Annotated in this window: 18 protein-coding genes; 8 read left to right on the forward strand and 10 right to left on the reverse strand. The window is 64.2% G+C overall.

Annotated elements, in window-relative coordinates; all coding sequences use genetic code 11:
• The first annotated feature begins 4 nt into the window (after nt 1-4).
• The 3 genes from K359_RS0114275 to K359_RS0114285 all read left to right on the forward strand — a co-directional run bounded on the left by K359_RS0114275 (nt 5) and on the right by K359_RS0114285 (nt 4,264).
• On the forward strand, nt 5-757 hold the full coding sequence (locus K359_RS0114275; RefSeq protein ID WP_029079959.1) for a GntR family transcriptional regulator: 753 nt from the start codon (nt 5-7) through the stop codon (nt 755-757).
• Nucleotides 758-870: 113 nt separating this feature from the next.
• Nucleotides 871-3,843 carry an FAD-binding and (Fe-S)-binding domain-containing protein gene (locus tag K359_RS0114280; protein ID WP_029079960.1) on the forward strand — a complete coding sequence of 991 codons (2,973 nt, stop codon included), beginning with the start codon at nt 871-873 and terminating at the stop codon, nt 3,841-3,843.
• Nucleotides 3,836-4,264, forward strand: a complete 429-nt coding sequence (locus K359_RS0114285) for a heme-binding protein (RefSeq protein ID WP_029079961.1) — start codon at nt 3,836-3,838, stop codon at nt 4,262-4,264. Before K359_RS0114280 ends, K359_RS0114285 begins: the two co-directional genes overlap by 8 nt.
• 58 nt (nt 4,265-4,322) lie before the next feature.
• On the opposite strand, the gene K359_RS0114290 is transcribed toward K359_RS0114285, so the two are convergent.
• From K359_RS0114290 to K359_RS0114300, 3 genes are all read right to left on the reverse strand, one after another.
• Nucleotides 4,323-5,102 (reverse strand): enoyl-CoA hydratase/isomerase family protein, encoded by a 780-nt coding sequence (locus tag K359_RS0114290; protein WP_029079962.1) that lies wholly within the window; start codon nt 5,100-5,102, stop codon nt 4,323-4,325.
• A gap of 91 nt (nt 5,103-5,193) precedes the next feature.
• Nucleotides 5,194-7,293, reverse strand: coding sequence for a molybdopterin oxidoreductase family protein (locus K359_RS0114295; protein ID WP_029079963.1), 2,100 nt, complete (start codon nt 7,291-7,293; stop codon nt 5,194-5,196).
• A 125-nt stretch (nt 7,294-7,418) separates the two neighbouring features.
• Nucleotides 7,419-8,489: an ABC transporter substrate-binding protein gene (locus K359_RS0114300; protein WP_029079964.1), complete on the reverse strand. Its 1,071-nt coding sequence runs from the start codon at nt 8,487-8,489 to the stop codon at nt 7,419-7,421.
• A 149-nt stretch (nt 8,490-8,638) separates the two neighbouring features.
• Between K359_RS0114300 and K359_RS0114305 the strand changes: the two genes are divergently transcribed.
• Together K359_RS0114305 and K359_RS0114310 are read left to right on the forward strand one after the other, a co-directional pair.
• On the forward strand, nt 8,639-9,613 hold the full coding sequence (locus tag K359_RS0114305; protein ID WP_029079965.1) for a tripartite tricarboxylate transporter substrate binding protein: 975 nt from the start codon (nt 8,639-8,641) through the stop codon (nt 9,611-9,613).
• 38 nt (nt 9,614-9,651) lie between these two features.
• A complete protein-coding gene (locus K359_RS0114310) occupies nt 9,652-10,350 on the forward strand; it encodes a substrate-binding domain-containing protein (RefSeq protein WP_029079966.1) in 699 nt (232 codons plus the stop codon).
• A gap of 96 nt (nt 10,351-10,446) precedes the next feature.
• Here the strand turns inward: K359_RS0114310 and K359_RS0114315 are convergent, their stop codons facing one another.
• Entirely contained in the window at nt 10,447-11,253 is an 807-nt protein-coding gene (locus K359_RS0114315) for an SDR family NAD(P)-dependent oxidoreductase (protein WP_029079967.1), read from the reverse strand.
• Nucleotides 11,254-11,417: 164 nt separating this feature from the next.
• Between K359_RS0114315 and K359_RS0114320 the strand changes: the two genes are divergently transcribed.
• From K359_RS0114320 to K359_RS0114330, 3 genes are all read left to right on the forward strand, one after another.
• Nucleotides 11,418-12,113: a cyclase family protein gene (locus K359_RS0114320; RefSeq protein ID WP_029079968.1), complete on the forward strand. Its 696-nt coding sequence runs from the start codon at nt 11,418-11,420 to the stop codon at nt 12,111-12,113.
• A gap of 19 nt (nt 12,114-12,132) precedes the next feature.
• The gene (locus K359_RS0114325) at nt 12,133-13,128 is read left to right on the forward strand and encodes a tripartite tricarboxylate transporter substrate binding protein (protein WP_035976569.1); all 996 of its coding nucleotides are present in this window, start codon (nt 12,133-12,135) and stop codon (nt 13,126-13,128) included.
• A 103-nt stretch (nt 13,129-13,231) separates the two neighbouring features.
• The gene (locus K359_RS0114330; RefSeq protein ID WP_029079970.1) at nt 13,232-14,326 is read left to right on the forward strand and encodes an amidohydrolase family protein; all 1,095 of its coding nucleotides are present in this window, start codon (nt 13,232-13,234) and stop codon (nt 14,324-14,326) included.
• 99 nt (nt 14,327-14,425) lie between these two features.
• On the opposite strand, the gene K359_RS0114335 is transcribed toward K359_RS0114330, so the two are convergent.
• The 6 genes from K359_RS0114335 to K359_RS0114360 form a co-directional block, all read right to left on the reverse strand.
• Nucleotides 14,426-14,695, reverse strand: a complete 270-nt coding sequence (locus tag K359_RS0114335; RefSeq protein ID WP_245284603.1) for a hypothetical protein — start codon at nt 14,693-14,695, stop codon at nt 14,426-14,428.
• A gap of 129 nt (nt 14,696-14,824) precedes the next feature.
• Entirely contained in the window at nt 14,825-15,568 is a 744-nt protein-coding gene (locus K359_RS0114340) for a Crp/Fnr family transcriptional regulator (RefSeq protein ID WP_051346129.1), read from the reverse strand.
• 274 nt (nt 15,569-15,842) lie between these two features.
• Entirely contained in the window at nt 15,843-16,682 is an 840-nt protein-coding gene (locus tag K359_RS0114345) for a phosphodiesterase (protein WP_029079973.1), read from the reverse strand.
• A gap of 9 nt (nt 16,683-16,691) precedes the next feature.
• A complete protein-coding gene (locus K359_RS0114350; protein ID WP_029079974.1) occupies nt 16,692-17,756 on the reverse strand; it encodes an ABC transporter ATP-binding protein in 1,065 nt (354 codons plus the stop codon).
• Nucleotides 17,753-18,538: an ABC transporter permease gene (locus K359_RS0114355; RefSeq protein ID WP_029079975.1), complete on the reverse strand. Its 786-nt coding sequence runs from the start codon at nt 18,536-18,538 to the stop codon at nt 17,753-17,755. The genes K359_RS0114350 and K359_RS0114355 overlap by 4 nt, the downstream gene beginning before the upstream one ends.
• 4 nt (nt 18,539-18,542) lie before the next feature.
• Entirely contained in the window at nt 18,543-19,358 is an 816-nt protein-coding gene (locus K359_RS0114360; RefSeq protein ID WP_029079976.1) for an ABC transporter permease, read from the reverse strand.
• Nucleotides 19,359-19,388: the final 30 nt, after the last annotated feature.

Below are 19,388 nucleotides of genomic sequence, written 5' to 3' on the forward strand. Positions count from 1 at the left end.
GGATATGAAATCTGCGATTCCCGAAATCGGGGTTCCGATCACCCCACCGGCCGCCAGCAATGGCGGCGACCGCCAGGAAGCCTCGCTGCACGGGGAGATCCTGCTGCGGCTTCGCGACTATGTGGTGGAGGGCAACATCCCCGAAGGCGGGCGCGTTCCGGAGCGGCAGCTCTGCAACATGCTGGGGATATCAAGGACGCCGCTGCGCGAAGCGCTCAAGGTGCTGGCCGCCGAAGGCCTGATCGAGCTCCTGCCCAATCGCGGCGCGCGGGTGCGCCGGCTCAGCCCGCGCGACCTCGAGGAACTGTTCGACGTCATGGCCGGGCTCGAGAGCCTGGCCGGTCGGCTGGCCTGCGAAGCCATCACCGATGAGGAAATCGCCGCGATCGAGCGGCTGCATTACGAGATGTACGGCCACTATCTGCATCGCGACATGCACGGCTACTTCCAGATCAACCAGCGCATTCACGAGAGCATCGTTGCCGCGGCGCGCAACGAGACCCTGAAGACCGCCTACGCCAATTTCGCGGGCCGGATCCGCCGGGTGCGCTACTCCGCCAATTTCGCCCGCAAGCGGCAACGCTGGGCCGAGGCGATGCGGGAGCACGAAGCGATCCTCGATGCACTGCGCCGCCGCGCCGGCAGTGAGCTCAGCGACATCCTGTTCGCACACCTGCGCAACAAGCGGACCGCCGCCATCGAGCACCTCGCCGCGGGACAGGACAGCGCCGACGAGGCGACGCCTCAGGGCGATTAGCCCTTGAGGCCGCAAGTCTTGCTCATTATGAATTCATAATGTAATTCTGAATGCAATAGAATGAATAATCCATGGGCAATATCGGTTGCGTCGTGGATCACACCGGATCTGGGATGAAGAACGCCTCATCGCTCGAACAGCGCCTGCGGTCCGAACTGACCGGCGACATCTTTTTCGATGCCTTCAACCGCGGCCGCTACGCGACCGACGCCTCGTTCTACCAGATCATGCCGGCTGGCGTGGTGGTGCCCCGCACCGTCGACGAAGCGCTGCGGGCGCTCGCGATCGCGCGCGACGACGGGCGGATCGTCACCCCGCGCGGCGGCGGCACCTCGCAATGCGGCCAGACCGTCAATGACGGCATCGTGGTCGATCTCTCCAAGCACCTGAACCGGATCCTCTCGCTCGACGTCGACAACCGGACTTGTGTGGTCGAGCCCGGCATCGTGCTCGACGACCTCAACCGCCAGCTGAAGCAGCACGGGCTGTGGTTTCCGGTCGATGTCTCGACCGCGTCGCGCGCCACGATCGGCGGAATGGCCGGCAACAATTCCTGCGGCGGCCGCTCGTTGCGCTATGGCACGATGCGCGACAACACGCTGTCGATGGATGCCGCGCTTGCGGACGGCACGCTGCTGCATTTCGGCGAGGTGCCGCGCGATCTGACGCGGATCAATTCTCCCGACAGCGGATCGAGCCTGTTCCGCGACATGCTCGATCTCGGCGAGCGCGAGGCGGCCGAGATCGCGGACAAATTCCCGAAAGTGCAGCGTCGCGTCGGCGGCTATAATCTCGACGCGCTGGTGCCGCGCAACGCGCCGAACAACATGGCGCATCTTTTGGTCGGGTCGGAGGGGACGCTTGCCTTCACGACCCAGGTCGAGCTGAAGCTGTGGCCGGTGATCCGCAACAAGGCGCTCGGCGTCTGCCATTTCGGCAGCTTCTACGAGGCGATGGACGCGGCCCAGCATTTGGTCAAGCTGCGGCCGATCGCCGTCGAGCTGGTCGATCGCACCATGATCGCGCTCGGCCGCGAGATCGCGATGTTCCAGCCGATCATCGCAGCGGCCGTGCGCGGCGATCCGGATGCCATCCTGGTGGTCGAGTTCGCCGAAGAAGACCAGGCCGACAATCTCGCCCGCCTGAAACAGCTCGGCGAGCTGATGGCCGACCTCGGCTTCGGCTGGGACAGGCCGCAGCGCAAATGGGGCGGCGTGGTCGAGATCATCGAGCCCGCGCTGCAAGCCGGCATCGCCGACTTCCGCGCCGCCGGCCTCAACGTCATGATGTCGATGAAGCAGGAGGGCAAGCCGGTCTCCTTCGTCGAGGATTGCGCGGTGCCGCTGCCGCATCTCGCCGACTACACCGAGCGGCTCAACGCCGTCTTCGCCAGGCACGGCACTCGCGGCACGATGTATGCGCACGCCTCCGAAGGCTGCCTGCATGTGCGCCCGGTGCTCAACCTCAAGCTCGAGAAGGACGTCAAGGCAATGCGCGCCATTGCCGAGGAAGCCTTCGAGATGGTACGCGAATACAAGGGCTCGCATTCCGGCGAGCACGGCGACGGCCTGGTGCGCTCGGAATTCCACGAGACGATGTTTGGCGCGCGCATCGTTGCCGATTTCCGCGAGGTCAAGCAGCGCTTCGATCCGGACAACACGCTCAATCCGGGCAAGATCGTCGATCCGCCCAGGATGGACGACCGCTCGCTGTTCCGCTTCTCGCAGGAGTATCGCGTCGGCGAATTGCAGACGGCGCTCGACTGGTCGGCCTATCCCGGCGCCGGCGGCGGTTTCCAGGGCGCCGTCGAGATGTGCAACAACAACGGCGCCTGCCGCAAGCTCGAGGGCGGCGTGATGTGTCCGTCCTATCGCACGACCCGCAACGAGAAGGATGTCACCCGCGGCCGCGCCAACACGCTGCGGCTGGCGATCTCGGGCCAATTGGGTCCGGACGCGCTCGCCTCCGACGAGATGATGGACACGCTCAAGCTTTGCGTCTCCTGCAAGGCGTGCCGTCACGAATGCCCGACCGGCGTCGACATGGCCAAGATGAAGATCGAGGTGCTGGCCGCGCGCGCCGCGACGCACGGTCTGTCGCTGCGCGACCGGCTGGTCGGCTATCTGCCCCGCTATGTCGATCTCGCCTCGCGCTTTGCTCCGCTCGCGAACTGGCGCAACCGCAGCCCGCTGTTGCGCGCGCTGTTCGAGAAACTCGCCGGGATCAGCGCCAAGCGCGCGCTGCCGGCGTTTCGCCGCGACACCTTCCGGCCTGACGCCGAGGTGCTGGGTCCGCCTGACGGCCGCGAGGTGGTGCTGTTCGCCGATACGTTCAACCGCGGTTACGAGCGGGAAAATCTCGACGCGGCGATCGAGGTGCTGCTCGCCGGCGGCTATCGCGTCCACCTTCCCCGGCCATCGGACGGCGGGAGGCCGCCGTGCTGCGGGCGGACGTTCCTGTCGGCCGGACTGGTCGAACAGGCCCGCGCCGAACTCGACCGGCTGGTTGCGACCTACGTGCCGTTCGCCGCCCGCGGCGTGCCGATCATTGGTCTGGAGCCGAGCTGCCTGCTGACCCTGCGCGACGAGCTGCTGTCGCTGCGTTCGGATGACGCCACAAAGGCGGTGAGCGCGCACGCGTTGCTATTCGAAGAATTCCTGGTGCGCGAGGCCGAGGCCGGGCGGCTCGCCCTGCCGCTCGGCGCGGTCGCCGGCAAGGCCGTCGTGCACGGTCATTGCCATCAGAAATCCTTCGGTGCGCTCAAGCCGGTGGAGAAGGTGCTGCGCCTGGTGCCGGGCCTCGAGGTCAAGATCATCGAGTCGAGCTGCTGCGGCATGGCCGGTGCGTTCGGCTATGGCGCGGAGACCTATCAGGCCTCGATCGAGATGGCCGAGCTGTCGCTGCTGCCGGCGATCAGGAGCGCCGATCCGGACACGCTGATCGTGGCCGACGGCACCTCATGCCGGCACCAGATTATGGACGGCAGCGGCCGCACGCCGCTCCATGTCGCCTGCGTATTGGCGATGAGCCTGAAGTGTGCGAAATCCAGTTCAGATCAATCGATAAAGGAAGAGGCCCATGGCTGATCTCACGCTCGACATTGCCCGCAAGATTCTGGATGCCGCGCTGGCCAAGGGGGTCGAGAAGAAATTCAAGCCGCTCGTCGTCACCATCCTCGACGCCCGCGGCGCCGTGAAGGTGACAGCCGCGCAGGACGGCACCAGCCTGATGCGGGCCGAGATCGCCCATGGCAAGGCCTATGGCGCGCTGGCGTTGGGAATGGGATCGCGCGCCCTGTTTCAGCGTGCGCAGGAGCAGGCCTTTTTCGTCGACGCGGTGAACACGCTGGCGCAGGGCCGGATGGTGCCGGTCCCCGGCGGCGTGCTGATCATGGACGGCTCGCCCCTGCTCGGCGCCGTCGGCGTCAGCGGCGACACGTCAGACAATGACGAGATCTGCGCCGTGGCCGGCATCGAAGCCGCCGGCCTGAAGGCCAACGCGGGCTAATTTTTGCGCACCGCCGCGCGACCCAGTCGCGCGGTGCGTGGTCGTCGCGCCGCTCTACCTAGCGCCCGGTCCATGTCGGCTTGCGCTTCTCGCCGAAGGCCTTGAGGCCTTCCTTGGCGTCTTCGGTCATCGCGAGCAGCGCGATCTGGCTTTCGGTGTAGGCGATGCTTTCGTCGAACGACATCGAGGCGATCGCGCGCATGGCGTATTTGCCGCGCCGGATCGCGGTCGGCGACTTGTCGACGATGCGGCCGATCAGCCAATCGACCTTGGCGTCGAGCTCGGCTGCGGGCACGACATAGTTGAGAAGGCCAGCCGCCTGCGCGGTCCTGGCGTCGAACGGCTCGCCGGTCAGCGCCCATTCGTTGACGAGGCGCGGCGGGGCGATCGACTGCAGCAGGCTCAGCACCTGCATCGGAAACACGCCGACCTTCACCTCGGGCAGGCCGAAGATTACGCCTTCGGCGGCGACCGCCATGTCGGTCATGCACAACAGCCCCATGCCGCCGGCCATGCAGACGCCGCCGACCCGCGCGATCGCGGGCTTGGTCGCGCTCTGCGACAGCCGCAACAGGTCGGCGTAGTCGACATTGGGACGCGAAAAATCCATCGAGAACGCCGCGCCGCTGTTCTGCAAATCGGCGCCGGCGCAGAACGCCTTGTCGCCGGCGCCCGTCAGCACGATGACGCGCACGTCCTTGTCGTCATGCGCATCGCGGTAGCCCTTGGCGATGCCGGCGATCACACCGGCATTGAGCGCATTTCGCTTGTCCGGGCGGTTGATGGTGATCCAGAACGCCTGCCCGCGCTTCTCGAGAAGAACGCTGTTGTCGGTCATGTTTCCCGCCTGTTTTCTTGCCCGGTTTCTTGCCTGTGCGCTGTTGTCAGCCGACATTTGCGGCAGGATCGGCGCCGACTGCAAGCAGGATTTAGCCGGCGGCCGACGCCTTCCTGATCCAGACCTTGTTGTCGTGGAACGCGGCGCCACCAAGCGGTGCGACGGCCTCGGCCCCGGTCAGCATGTTGATGCCGCGGCCACCGATGTGGGACTTGTTCGGGTGGATCGATTCGGCGATCAGCACGCCGCGGCGAACGCCATCGAACAGCTTCGCGGTCAGCGTGGTCTCGCCGCGCATGTTGCCGAGCGTGACGGCCTCCCCGTCGGCGATCGACAGCGCAGCCGCATCGTCGGGGTGAATCATCACGGTCGGCGCGCCCTCGCGGGCCTGCGACGACGGCGTTTCGTTGAAGCTGGTGTTGAGGAAGCTGCGCGACGGTGATGTCGCGAGACGGAACGGGTGCTGCGCGTCCGCCTCCTCGATGATCCTCCAGTGGTCGGGCAGCGAGGGCATCTTGTCCCATGCCCCCATCAGTCCACCGGTACCGACCGGGACTTTGCCCCAATCGACCTTGAAGTGGAACTTCTTGTCGGCATGGGCGAATCCATCGAGATAATGCGAGGTGCGGAAATCCGGCTGCAGATCGCGCCACAAATCGGCTTCCAGCGCCTCGATATCGCCGTGCCCGCTCTTCTTCAAAGTTGCGTCTATCAGCTGGCGCGGCGTCATGTCGAAACCGGGATGCACGGCATTGAGCCGACGGCCGAGCCCCTGCATCACCTCGTGGTTGGAGCGGCATTCGCCGGGCGGGTCGATCAGCTTGGGACCGACCGAAATGTGCTGATGGCCGCCACCGTAATAGAGATCATCGTGCTCCATGAACATCGTCGCCGGCAGCACGATATCGGCCATCTGGGCGGTCTCGGTCATGAACTGCTCGTGCACCGCGACGAATAGATCCTCGCGGGCAAAGCCCTGGCGCACCAGCGCCTGCTCGGGCGCGACCGTCATCGGATTGGTGTTCTGGATCAGCATCGCCTTGACCGGCCCGCCGCCGCGCAGCGCCTCAGCATCGCCGGTGAGGATGCGGCCGATCTTCGACTGATCGAGCACGCGCGTAGAGGGATCGATCGCGTCGTGGCCTTCGATGATCGACTCGTCGAAGCGCCAGATGCCGGCATTGTTGAAGAAGGCGCCGCCGCCCTCATACTGCCAGGCGCCGGTGACCGCGGGAATGCACGTCGCGGCGTGCATCTGCGCGGCGCCGTTGCGGCTGCGGGTAAAGCCGTAGCCAAGACGGAAGAAGGAGCGCTTGGTGGTCCCGACCAGCCGCGCGAATGCCTCGATCTCCTCGACCGGCACGCCCGAGATTTCCGACGCCCATTCCGGCGTCTTGGTCTTCAGATGCGCTTCCAGTTCGTCGGGGCAATCGGTATAGCGCGCGAGATAATCGCGATCGGCAAACCCTTCGCGGAACAGCACGTGCATCACGGCGCAGGCGAAGGCGCCATCGGTTCCCGGCCGCAGCAGGATCTTGATGTCGGCCTGCTTCATGGTCTCGTTGTTGTAAACGTCGACCGCCGCAATCTTCGCGCCACGCTCCTTCCGCGCCCGCGATGCATGCGTCATCACGTTGACCTGGGTGTTGACCGGATTAGTGCCCCAGATCACGACGAGGTCGGAGACGCCCATCTCGCGGGGATCGACGCCGGCGATCTTGCCGGTCCCGGCCGCAAAGCCGATGCGCGCGATGGTTGCGCAGATCGTGCCGTAGAAGCGCGAATACTTCTTCACATGCGACAGCCGGTTGAGGCCGTCGCGCATCACCAGCCCCATGGTGCCGGCGTAATAGTAGGGCCAGACCGACTGGGCCCCGAACTCCCGCTCGGCGGCATCGAAACGCGCGGCGATCTCGTCCAGCGCCTCATCCCAGGAGATCCGCGTGAACTGCCCGGAGCCCTTCGGCCCGGTCCGGCGCAGCGGATACGTCAACCGTTCGGCATGATGAATCCGCTCGGCATAGCGCGCGACCTTGGCGCAGACCACGCCGGCGGTGTAGGTCTGCTGCTTGGAGCCGCGTACCCTGCCGATCGAACGTCCGTCGATCACCTCGACGTCGAGCGCACATGCCGAGGGGCAGTCGTGCGGACAGGTGGAATGGCGGATGTCGACCTTGGCATGCTGGTTCATGGCCAAATTGGTAACATCAAATGTCCCCTCCGCCGAGGGGCATTATTGACCCAGTCTCGGCGAAAACCGCGCATATGGCATGCGACAGCCGCCCAAATGCTCGGCTATCGAGCCCACGCCGTCCGTCAAACGCGGAAGATGCGGATGTAGCGCGATTTGATCGATTCCCCTTCGCGCTCCACCGCCGCGGGATCGTCCTTCATCGTCTTGATGTCCTTCAGCGGCTTGCGGCCCGCCTTCTCCTGGGCCTGCGCGTGGACCGAGCGCAAGCCGCCGATCTCGATGTTGAGTTGCTGCCCCTCGCGCCCGAGCGCGAACGATTGAAACAGCCTTGCGGCGTTCGGATGCGGGCAATCCTTGAAGATCCCGTTCGGGCCGACAATGAGCGGCGACCCTTCGGTGGCGTAGACCGGCTCGACCGGGCGGCTGGCCTCCTTCATCTGAAAGATGTTGTACTCGTTGCCGTCAGCCATCACGGCGCGCTCGCCGAGATCGAGCTTCTTCGGCGGATCGGTGGAGGACTGCACCTGCATGATGTTCTGCTTTGCGAGTTGCTCGAAAAAGCTCCAGCCGAGGTCGCGCTGCATCTGATAGGTCGCAGTCATGATGGTGCCGCTATAGCCGGGATGCGCCTTGACGATCTTGCCCTTCCATTTCGGGTCGAGCAGATCGGCAAAGCTCTTCGGCGCCTCCTCGGCCTTCACCAGATTGGTGTTGTAGGCAATGATCGACAGCCAGACCCGGAAGCTTGCGAACTGGCCGTCGGGATCGCGATGCTCGTCCGGATAGTATCTTGCGACCTCCTCCGGAACATAGGGCGTCAGAATGCCGTCGCGCTTCCACACGATGAAATGTGCCGCGTCGGAGGAGTTGACGACGTCGACCGCATGAATGTTGCTGGAATATTCCTGGCCGACCCGCTGGAACACACGCTCCGCGCCGGTGCGCTCGACACGCACGGTGATCCCTGGATATTTCGCTTCGAACGCCCTTGCCAGCTTCTCGGCGACCGGCAGATCGGTCGAGGTGTAGTAGACGACCTGGCCCTCTTTCCTCGCCGCCTCGATCAGCGTCGGCGTGACCGGTTCGGCGGGTGGCGCAGCGGCCATCACGCGCGTTGAAAAAGCGGCCCCTGCCAGCACAGCGCCCGAGCCCTTCAGCATGGCGCGGCGCGATAGCCCAGGATGTTTCCTCATATGATTCCCCGCACACGATGGCGAAGTTGATACACCGTCCAGCCGCTCATATTCCGATACGCAAGGACGGAGTCTGTCGTCGACAGATGCTTCAGGTTGCAGCTAGACTTCTAACCAAGAAACAAGACTAAAGTTGGGGGAGAGGATCAATGGCGGGCTTACGGTACGCCTTGGTGCTTGTCGCGGCGCTGCTGACCGTGTCGATGGCAGGCTCACGTGCTGACGCCGAAGACTACCCTGCCCGGCCGGTCAGGATCATCGTTCCCTTCGGTCCCGGCGGCCCGGCCGACGTCGTCGCGCGACAGATCGGCAGCATCTTGCAAGAAAACCTCGGCCAGCCCTTCGTGGTGGAGAACCGCACCGGCGCCGGCGGCGTGATCGGCACGCTCGAGGTCGCCAAGGCGCCAGCCGACGGCTACACCCTGCTGATGATGTCGAACACCCAGACCGCGAATGAATCGCTGGTGCCGCAGCGCAAATATGAGCTGATGCGCGACCTCGTGCCGATCGCGTCCCTGAACACTTCCGACCTCGTGATCGTGGTCCACCCTTCCGTGCAAGCGAAGACGCTGCAGGAGTTCATTGCACTCGCAAAAGCCCAGCCCGGAAAACTGAACTACGCCTCGTCGGGTCAAGGCACGCCCTATCACATGGCCGGCGAGTTGTTCAAAGCCATGGCCGGGATCGACGTCGTGCATGTGCCCTACCGCAACAGCGGCGAAGCCCGTAGCGGCGTCATCGGCGGCCAGGTCCAGATGATGATCGACGCCGTGCCGGCGATGGCGGCGAATGCTGCCGAAAACCAGGTACGCGCGCTCGCGACAACCGGCAAGGTTCGTTCGGCGGTGCTGCGCAACGTTCCAACGGTGATCGAGGCCGGTGTCCCCGGCTATGAGGCAACGATCTGGCTCGGCTTGATGGCGCCAGCGGGTACGCCGAAGCCGATCATCGACAAGCTCAACACGGCCGTGAACGCCGCGATCAGACGGCCGGAGGTCGAGAAGCTCTGGGCCGCGCAGGGCGCGGTACCGATGCCGATGACGCCGGACGAGTTCGACAGATTCCTGCGCGCCGATGTCGTGAAGTGGGCAGACGTCGTCAAAAGGCTGGACAAGAACCAATAGGCACGCGGCGGAAAGACTGCGGCGAAGGAACAGTGCGAATGAAGACGTTGAACATCTTGAGCGGCGGCGCAGCGCAGGGCCTGGTGCGCAGCCTCGCGCCGGCATTCGAAGCCGAAACCGGTCTCAGTATTGCCGGCGATTTTGGCGCGGTCGGCGCCATGGCCGACAAATTGCGCGCCGGCGCTCCAACCGACATCGTGATCCTCACCGCCACGCTGATCGCGAAGCTTGCCGACGAAGGGCTGGTCCTGCGCAGTTCGATTGCCGACATCGGCCGGGTTGAAACGGCGCTTGCGGTCCGGGCGGGCGATCAGCCGGTGAGCGCAAAGGATGCGGCGAGCCTGCGCGCGGCGCTGCTCGCTGCGGACGCGATCTTCGTGCCCGATACCAAGGCCTCGACGGCCGGAATTCACGTTGCCAAGGTCCTCGCAGAGCTCGGCATTGCAGACGATATTGCCGATCGGCTGAGGATCTTTCCCAACGGCGCGACCGCGATGCGGCATCTGGCTGCCACCAATGACCGGCGGCCGCTCGGTTGCACGCAATCGACCGAAATCATCAGCACCCAGGGTGTCGTGCTGTCGGGCACCTTGCCGCCGGGATGCGACCTTGCGACCATGTATACGGCCGCCGTTCCGACGCAGGCAGCCTCTGCATCGCAGGGGCTACGCCTGATCGCGTTGCTGACGTCGTCGGATGCATCGGAGCTGCGCAGCAAAGCGGGCTTCGTCTCCTAGAGCCTTTCCCGTTCCGATTGAATCGGAACGGGGCCTAGATTCTAGTTTTGACGCGTTTTCTGCACGCGACCGGTATCCACTTCGCTCGAAAACGCTTTAGCGCGCCAACTGCGTGAGGCCGGTCGGCGGCCCGTCGACTGCGGTCCAGCCACCGTCGACGAACAGCGTGCTGCCACTGACGTAACTCGCCGCATCCGATGCAAGGTAAGCGACGGCGGTCGCGACCTCATCGGCACTGCTCCAGCGATTGAACACGGTGTGGCCGGCGTAGAGATTGTAGATGTCGGGCCGCTGCTTGAACGGGCCGGTCAGCGCGGTCTCCGCGATGCTCGGCGCGATCGCGTTGACCCGGACGCCGGATCGGCCGACCTCGGACGCGAAGCCCTTGACCAGCAGCCCGATCGCCGCCTTGGTCGATCCATAGACCGCAAGCCCCGGCTCGATGGTCACCGCGCGCACCGAAGAACAGGCAATCAGGCTGCCGCCTTGCTGCTTGACCATGATGCGGCCGAACGCCTGGAAGAACCAGACCGTGCCCTTGATGTTGAGGTTGATGACACGGTCGAGGTCCTCCTCAGTGTAGTCGAGGATGGTCTTGCGGATATTCAGGCCCGGCGTCGTCACCGCGATATCGATGCGCTGAAATTCCGCGAGCGCCTTCGCCGCCAGCGCCTCGACATCAGCACGATCAGCGGCATCGCAACTGCTGGCCGTCGCCGATCCGCCCTGTTGCCGGATCGCCGCGGCGGTTGCCTCCGCACCTTCCACCGTCCGATCGGCACACAGCACGCGTGCACCAAGCGACGCCAGCGCCTCAGCCGAGGATTTGCCGATGCCCGAGGCCGCACCCAACACCACGGCGGTCTTGCCGGTGAGATCAAACAGCTTGCGATAGTCCTTCATATGACCCCTCCCTTCGGCAACGCATGCCGGAAATGTAACACTTCCCCGATTTGCTTCAGGTCCGGCACTGAGGGCAAGCGACACCTTGCACAAGCGCGGCAAACGCGTCAGCATTGTGGGTAGAAGCGCGCCTGCGCCAGCTCCGTCAAGAAAGTGCACCCGTCGTGAGGATCGTCGACCTGAGCCGAGAGCTCTATCACCGCACGCCGAGCTACCCCGGCCATCCGCCAATCATCCACGGGATGTGGAAGAACCACGCGGAAGCCCTTGCGGATTCGCGAAATGTTTATGGGCTGGCATCGATGTTCATCTCGATGCCGGACCATGGCGGAACCCATATCGATGCGCCCCGGCATTTCGGCCCGAGCGGCATCCCGATCAACGAATATCCGCTGGAAAAATGCATCGTGCCGGGCATCTGTCTCGACCTGCGCCATATTGCGCCGCGTGCCGAGATCACCCCATCCGACCTCGACGCCGCCGTGAAGGCGGCCGGACGGCCGATCCCGAAAGGCGGCACCGTCCTGCTCTGCACCGGCCATCATGCGCGAACCTTTCCGCGCAAGGAATACTCGACCGACAATTCCGGCGTGAATGTCACCGCCACCGAGTGGCTCGCGCAGCAAGGCATCGTGCATTTCGGCATCGATTCGATGCGCCCGGGTCCCGATAGCGACGAGAACCTGCTGGTTCACAAAGCCTGCCTCGACCTCGACATCACCCACATCGAAAGCCTGTGCAATCTCGAGGCCCTGCTTGGCCAGGGGCAGTTCACCTTTATCGGCCTGCCGATGAAATGGCGCGACGGGACGGCATCGCCGATCCGCGCGGTGGCGGTGTTCGGCCTGCAGGAGCCGTGAGGCGGGTGAGGCATATCCGATGACGGGCAGCAGGCCAGCCTCGCCCTCGCGTCGTGCCGTCTTGAAGGCCGGTGGCGTGCTCGCGGTTGCGGCTCTCGCCGGCGAAGCCAGGGCGGCCGGCTATCCGGAACGCCCGATCAAGGTCATCGTGCCGTTCGCGCCGGGCGGGCCGACCGACATCATGGCCCGCATCCTCGGTACTCACCTCGGCGAAGCGCTCGGCGGCACCATCGTGGTCGAGAACCGGCCGGGCGGCGGAGGCAATATCGGGATCGGTATAGCGGCACATGCCGACGCAGACGGCTACACGCTGCTGATCACGTCGAGTGCCTATGTCGTCAATCCCGGCCTCTACGCCAAGATCCCGTACGATCCGGCGAAAGACTTTGCACCAATTGCCGAGCTTGGTACCTCGCCCAACGTGATCCTGGTCAATCCGAAGCTCGGGATCAATTCAGTCGCCGACCTGGTCGCGCGTGCCAGGGCCAATCCGGACGAACTGAACTATGCGAGCCCAGGCCTCGGGACGACGCCGCATCTCGCCGGAGAGCTGTTCAAGATCATTGGCAATATCCAGATCACTCATGTGCCGTTCTCGGGCGCCGGTCCAGCCATCCAGGCGATCCTGAGCGGAACGACCCAGGTCGCGTTTGCAGCGCTGCCACCTGCCCACTCGCACATCGAGTCGGGCGCGCTAAAAGCGCTGGCCATCACTGGAACCCATCGATGGTTCGATTTACAGGACGTGCCGACCATGATCGAGCTCGGCTACAAGGATTTCGTCTCCGACACCTTCCAGGGGTTTCTTGCGCCCACAAATACGCCCTCCTCCATCGTCGCGCTGCTGTCGGCGAAATCGATCGCGATCCTGAAGACGCCGAAGATCGCTGAACAGCTGCGCAATGACGGTTTCGAAGTGCTGGCAAACGGCCCCGACGGCATGCGCAAGCGAATTGCGGACGAAGTGCCGAAATGGCGCGACATCATCGCGAAGGCCGGGATCAAGCCGGTCTGAGCAGATCAACATTGCGCGACACGCACAGCGTGTGGTCTTGCGACCGCCAAGGCGCATCACTAGGCTGCCCCCATAACAAAACAACACTTGGGAGGCGATCGTCATGGCTACAAGGCGGGATTTCCTGAAGGTGGGAGCAACGGCGGCGGCCGGCATCGTGTTCTGCGGCTGCGGGCTCGTGCACAACGCGAACGCGCAGCAATCGCGCCAGAAATTGCCGGTCTCCGTCAGCGACAAACGCGTCAAGACGATCGACATTCATTCGCATTGCCACTTCCGCGAGGCGGGAGCCCTGCTCGGCGCTGACGCCGGGAAACTGCAACTGCCGCCGGTCAACGGCGCCATTGAGGCCTTCGTCGAGATCGACAAGCGCCTGGCTGCGATGGACGCGCAAGCGGTCGATATGGAGGTGCTGTCGATCAATCCATACTGGTACGACCGCGATCGCGAGCTTGCCGGGCAGATCGTGAAAATCCAGAATGAAAAGCTCGCCGAACTCTGCGCTTCGAAGCCCGAGCGGTTTGCGGCCTTCGCCTCGCTGACGCTGCAGGCGCCTGATCTCGCCGTGCAGGAGCTGGAGACGGCGGTCAGGAAGCAGGGCCTGAAGGGTGCGGCGATCGGCGGCGGCGTCAACGGCGTCGAATTCTCCGATTCCAGGTTTCATCCGGTGTGGGCCAAGGCTGAGGAACTCGGCGTCCCCCTGTTCATCCATCCGCAGGGCGTGCCCGAGCTCAACAAGCGGCTCTCCGGAAATGGCTGGCTCGGCAACACGATCGGCAATCCGCTCGAGACCACGATCGCGCTCTCTCACCTGATCTTCGAGGGCACGCTCGATCGCTTCCCGGGATTGAAGGTCATCGCCGCGCATGGCGGCGGCTACCTCCCCTCCTATGCCGACCGCTCGGACCATCCCTGCCTGGTCGGCCCCAAGGGATGCAACCCGGACGTCAAGCTCCAGAAAGCGCCGACGGAATATCTCAAGCAGATCTATTTCGACTCCTTGATCTTCACGCCGGAAGCTATCCGGCACCTGGCCACCCAAGTGGGCGCCGGCCAGATCGTGCTGGGAAGCGACTATCCCTATCCCTGGCAACTGGCACCGGTCGACCACATCTTCGCGTGCGCGTCGCTGAGCGACGACGACAAGGCCAATATTCTCGGCCAGACCGCAGCAAAGCTGCTCGGTGTTGCCGCGTGAGGATGGAAGCGGAGCGTTGGACGATCTGAATTGCCGACATCGCGCCTTGGCACGCGAACCTTGGCGCGCGACTTTGGCACGCGACGACGGCAGCAACGATCAGTAAGCTTTCACTGTCCGTATTTCGTTGCCCGGCCGGGCCGTTGGCGCCTGCTGTGCGATGTTGGGTACCGGATCGGCGTAGATGGCATCAGTTCCAGCGAACTCGGCTTGCGCCGCGTCCGATATCCATTTGACCGCCGCCGGGCGACTGACCAGCATCCCGATCAAGGCAACGATGACGAGCACCGGCAGAGCGATCAGCTTGATGCTGAAGCTCTGGTAGTTGCTCGCTGGGTCCTGCCGTCGCTTGTCGAAAGAGCCCTGCATGGATTCCTCCATAGTGTGCTCCCCGAAGCGTCACTTACCGCAATGCATGGAAGGCCGATGTGATTGGTTTCACAGGGCCTGCCCAATTCACCGTTTCGTGACATGCTGACTGGTCGGCCGCCGCGGCGACTACTCGCCGTCATCAGCTCCGGCCTCGACCAGCGCCTGAAGCGTCTCGGGCTTCAGCACGACGATCGCGCCATGCTCAAGCCTTACCCAGCCGCGTATCGCCCACGCCCGGAGCTGCTTGTTGATGCTCTCGCGCGTCATGCCGACCATCTCGCTGATCTCCTGCTGGGTGATCGAGATGGTGCGCCCCTGCGGCTCGCGCTTGTGCTTGTCACTCAGGCGCAGCAGCGCGCTGGCCAGGCGACCGGGCAAGTCCTGCAGGATCACTTGCTCGACCTGGTCACTGGTCCGGCGCAATCGTTCGCAAAGCAGTTCGATGAACTTCATCGCGAGCGTCGGCTGGCTGCGCACGAAGGGAATGAACTCGCGCCGGTCGATGACGAACAGCTCACAATTGCTGTTGGCGGTCGCATCGGCCGTCCGCGACAAGCCGTCGAGCAGCGCGATCTCCCCGAATATCTCTCCTGCCTCGATCAGGTTCAGGATAGCGTTACGACCATCCGGCGATGAGATGCTGATCTTCACCGTGCCCGAAATCACCGCGATCAAACTCGTGCCGGGATCGCCCTTGGAAAAGATCGTCGTCCCGCGCTTCAGCGTGGTGTGCTTGGCGTAGCGGCAGAGCTGATCGAACGCCTCTGGCTCCAGATCGGAGAAATAGGGATGCTTGCGCAGCACCGAAAGCTTGTTGTTCGGAAACGACGGCGCACCGGCAATTCGTTCTATGGGCGACGCACCGGTCATTGTCATCCAGACTGATTGTGTTGCGTTTAATCGGCCGCCAGAGCGGACGCCGACAAAGCCATCGATCAATGAAAGCGGAGGGGACTATAACCCCGCCGGGGACCTACAGCAACAAAGGTCCGTGCAGGGGATTCAAAGTACAATTTGGAATAAATAAACACCTAGTTGCAACGCTCAATTGTACCCGACAGCGCCACCCGATCCGGAAACCCGGTCCAGCAACGCAAATCCCGCGTGGCGAAACGCCTAAGTGCCGGCCGGCACCCCGGCCGGCTCACAGCAGCTTGCCGTCAGGCCCAAAGAACGGATGCGGCCCGTCGAACTGACCGATTGGGACCTGATGCGTGACCAACTGCCCAAAGCCCTGCCCCGGAAACCACGCGTGCAGATGGAACGCGGGCGGTTCCACCTTGAATGACGGCTCTCGGAGCTGTCCGAGATCCAGGTCGACCGCGTGGTTCGGCGCAGGACATATTGTCACGGGAATGCCGGCAAGGGTGGTCAGCATGGCCCGGTGGACGTGCCCGCACGCGATCAACTGCGCACGCGGGTGGCGCCTGACGATTGCGGCCAGTTCCTCGGCATTGAAGAGGTCCTGGCGGTCCATGTGCCAGATCCCGCCCTTGAATGGCGGGTGATGCAGGAAAAGCAGCGCCGGCCGGTCGACCGCGATCGCCAGCGTCGCATCCAGCCATTGCAGCGTCGACGCTTCGAGCAGGCCATGCGGCTTCCCGGCCACGCTTGAATCAAGCAGCAGGAGATCGAGGCCGTTCACCTCGATCTTCTGGTCGAGCGGTCCCGTTGCGTGAACATAGGGCGCGGCGGGAAATGCTGCGCGCATCCACTCCCGCGAGTCGTGATTGCCGGGAATGCCGGCTAACGGCAGGCGGAGCGGCGCGAGCAATCGCTTGAGATAGTCGTATTCTTCGATGGACGGCGTATCCACAAGGTCGCCGGAGATGACGACGAAATCCGGCGCCGGCTCGAATGCGCCGAGCGCCGCCACGCAGCGTTCAAGCGCTTTGGCGGTATCGACCCGGCCATAGGCCAGCGCGCCGGGCGGCTTGATGTGGAGGTCGGATATTTGGGCGACGAGGACCGGTTTCGACGGCATCGATGGAGCTCAGGGTTCGGAGGGCAGGACACGAAGAGCATCGGGCGCGATCGAAAGTCCGATCCGGTCGCCGACTTTGGCTTGAATCGTGTTCGGCGCATCGACATTGAGCGGCTTGCCCGATGCACCACTCACGACGATCCGCTGCCGGTCGCCGATGAAGCTGACGGAATCGACAATGCCCGAGAGCACCCCCGCTCCCGCGCCGGTCTCCGTCACGCGGATGGTTTCGGGACGGATCATGACAATTGAGTTCGCAGTCGTCGCTCCACCGTCGATCGGCAATCGCCCGCCGGGCAGCAGCAATACACCGTTCTCGATCGGAGCTTCCACAATGTTCGCCGCGCCGATGAACTCCGCCACAAACCGATCCTTCGGCGCGAAGTAGACCTCGCGCGGCGTTCCGATCTGGGCAATCGCGCCCTTCCGCATCACCACGATACGATCACCGAGTTCCATCGCTTCGGACTGGTCATGCGTGACATAGATCGTCGTGATTCCGAGCGCGCGCAGCAGCCGGTTGAGCTCGCTGCGCAGCCGGTCCCGCAAGGCGGCGTCAAGCGCGGTCAAGGGCTCATCGAGCAGCAAGATGCCGGGCCGGATCGCAACCGCACGCGCCAATGCGACGCGCTGACGCTGGCCGCCCGAAAGCTGGTCGATGCGGCGGTTCTCCAATCCCGTGATGTTCGTCAACGTAACCAGCTCGGCGACGCGTGCGGCCCGCTCGCTCCTGGCGACACCGCGGATCTTCAGGCCGTAGGCGATATTGTCCGCCACCGTCATGTTGGGGAACAGGGCGTAGGACTGGAACACCATTCCGACATTGCGCCGCTCGATCGGGACCGAGGTCATATCCTTGCCGTCGAACAGGACCTTGCCGCCGGCATCGGGCAACTCGAGGCCCGCAATGATGCGCAGCATCGTGGTCTTGCCGCAGCCGGATGGCCCGAGCAGCACCAGCGTCTCGCCGCGCGCAATGTCGAGGGTCGCGGGATCGAGGGCGCGGGTGCCGTCGGCAAACGTCTTGCCGCAGCTTTCAATCCGCACCGCTGCGCCATGGCCGGCCATACTCATCGCTTGTGATCCCTGTCGGCCAGCAGCTGCATCGCAACCAGGAGCGGAATGATCATCACGAAGAAGATCAGGGTGTAGGCCGACGCCACTTCGAGCCGCATCGAGGCGTAGCTGTCGGCGAGCCCGATCGGCAGCGTCTTCGTCAACGGCGTATGCAGCATCCAGGTCAGGTTGAATTCGCCGAGCGACAGCGTGACCACCATCAATGCGCCGGCCAGAATTCCCGGCAGGGCATTCGGCACGATGACATCGCAAAATCGCCGCCACGGCGATGCGCCGAGCGAGGCGGCGCCTTCATCGAGCGTCTTGATGTCCACGGTGGCAAACACCGCCATGACCGACCGCACCATGAACGGCATGGTGAAGGTGACGTGGCCGACCAGGATGAACAGCCAGGAACGGCGAAAGCCGCCAAAGCTCCCATAGGAGAGCAGCAGTGCAAGCGCGATCGCAAGTCCGGGGATCGCCAGCGGCAACGTGATGATCTCCTCGACGATGCGGGCAAGCCGGCCGCCGCGCGCGTGCAGCGCGTAGGCCGCGGGAACACCGACGAGCAGCGTGACCACGAGTGTCGCGAAGGCAATCACGAAGGACAGCAGAATGGTGCCGGCATAGAGCTCCCAGACCTGCGCGACCCATTGCAGGGTCACGCCGGATTGGATGCCTCGGAAGTAATTGACGGTAACGCCGGCAGAGATGGAAAGCCCCGCGGGCACCACCAGGAATGCGGCAACGAGCAGCGTGAAGATGAACTGGCCGGTGAAGATCAGGCGGTCGCGCATGCGTTCACCCGGCCGCCGCGATCGCACTGCCGCTGAACGTGCGGGCAAGCGCGAGGATGAGCCAGGTGATCAGGCCAAGCCCCACCGACAACGCCGCGGATGTCGCGAAATTGGCGGCCAGCGTGAACTCGGTGTAGATCAGCATCGGCAGCACGTCGATATTCGTCGCCAGCGTGAAAGCGGTCCCGAAGGCTCCCATCGCGGTGGCAAAGGCGATCGCACCGGAAGCGACAAAAGCCGGCGCGAGCGCAGGCAGCACGACGTCACGCTGCACCGCCCATGGGCTGGCGCCGAGCGAACGCGCGGCTTCCTCCAGGCCGACATCGAGCTTCTGTACGGCCGCCATGATGGTGAGGATCACGCGCGGGATCGAGAAATAGAGATAACCCAGGAAAAGCCCGTAGATCGAATAGGCGAAAACGATCTTCTCGCCGAAGATCCTGTTCGAGAGATCGCCGATCAGCCCCTGTCGTCCGGCCAGCAGAATGATCATGAAGCCGACGACCACGCCGGGAAACGCCAGCGGAAAGGTCAGCATTGCGATCAGCACGGCCCGCCCGGGAAAGCGGTGCCGCTGTAGAAACATTCCGGCAATCGTCGCCACGATCAGCGTCACGACTGTGGTTGCCGCCGCGAGAAGCAGGGTGTTGATCAACGTCGCGCGATAGCGGCCTTCCGCTAGGATCGCGAGATATCCGGCGAGCCCGTGCGGCCCTTCTGCACCTGCGATCACTAGCCGTGCCATCGGCAACAGGAAGAATGCCGTCGTCACCACCGCAAGCGGCAGCAGACAGAGCCAAACAAAGGACTTTTGCGACATCGGAAGATTGGTGCCCTGGCGAAGGGCACC

Source organism: Bradyrhizobium sp. th-b2 (genome assembly GCF_000426785.1).
Taxonomy (GTDB): domain Bacteria; phylum Pseudomonadota; class Alphaproteobacteria; order Rhizobiales; family Xanthobacteraceae; genus Bradyrhizobium; species Bradyrhizobium septentrionale.

Coding starts and splice junctions, on each gene's coding strand:
- K359_RS0114275 (WP_029079959.1), top strand. CDS start 5: ATGAAATCTGCGATTCCCGAAATCGGGGTTCCGATCACCCCACCGGCC.
- K359_RS0114280 (WP_029079960.1), top strand. CDS start 871: ATGAAGAACGCCTCATCGCTCGAACAGCGCCTGCGGTCCGAACTGACC.
- K359_RS0114285 (WP_029079961.1), top strand. CDS start 3,836: ATGGCTGATCTCACGCTCGACATTGCCCGCAAGATTCTGGATGCCGCG.
- K359_RS0114290 (WP_029079962.1), bottom strand. CDS start 5,102: ATGACCGACAACAGCGTTCTTCTCGAGAAGCGCGGGCAGGCGTTCTGG.
- K359_RS0114295 (WP_029079963.1), bottom strand. CDS start 7,293: ATGAACCAGCATGCCAAGGTCGACATCCGCCATTCCACCTGTCCGCAC.
- K359_RS0114300 (WP_029079964.1), bottom strand. CDS start 8,489: ATGAGGAAACATCCTGGGCTATCGCGCCGCGCCATGCTGAAGGGCTCG.
- K359_RS0114305 (WP_029079965.1), top strand. CDS start 8,639: ATGGCGGGCTTACGGTACGCCTTGGTGCTTGTCGCGGCGCTGCTGACC.
- K359_RS0114310 (WP_029079966.1), top strand. CDS start 9,652: ATGAAGACGTTGAACATCTTGAGCGGCGGCGCAGCGCAGGGCCTGGTG.
- K359_RS0114315 (WP_029079967.1), bottom strand. CDS start 11,253: ATGAAGGACTATCGCAAGCTGTTTGATCTCACCGGCAAGACCGCCGTG.
- K359_RS0114325 (WP_035976569.1), top strand. CDS start 12,133: ATGACGGGCAGCAGGCCAGCCTCGCCCTCGCGTCGTGCCGTCTTGAAG.
- K359_RS0114330 (WP_029079970.1), top strand. CDS start 13,232: ATGGCTACAAGGCGGGATTTCCTGAAGGTGGGAGCAACGGCGGCGGCC.
- K359_RS0114335 (WP_245284603.1), bottom strand. CDS start 14,695: ATGCAGGGCTCTTTCGACAAGCGACGGCAGGACCCAGCGAGCAACTAC.
- K359_RS0114340 (WP_051346129.1), bottom strand. CDS start 15,568: ATGACCGGTGCGTCGCCCATAGAACGAATTGCCGGTGCGCCGTCGTTT.
- K359_RS0114345 (WP_029079973.1), bottom strand. CDS start 16,682: ATGCCGTCGAAACCGGTCCTCGTCGCCCAAATATCCGACCTCCACATC.
- K359_RS0114350 (WP_029079974.1), bottom strand. CDS start 17,756: ATGAGTATGGCCGGCCATGGCGCAGCGGTGCGGATTGAAAGCTGCGGC.
- K359_RS0114355 (WP_029079975.1), bottom strand. CDS start 18,538: ATGCGCGACCGCCTGATCTTCACCGGCCAGTTCATCTTCACGCTGCTC.
- K359_RS0114360 (WP_029079976.1), bottom strand. CDS start 19,358: ATGTCGCAAAAGTCCTTTGTTTGGCTCTGTCTGCTGCCGCTTGCGGTG.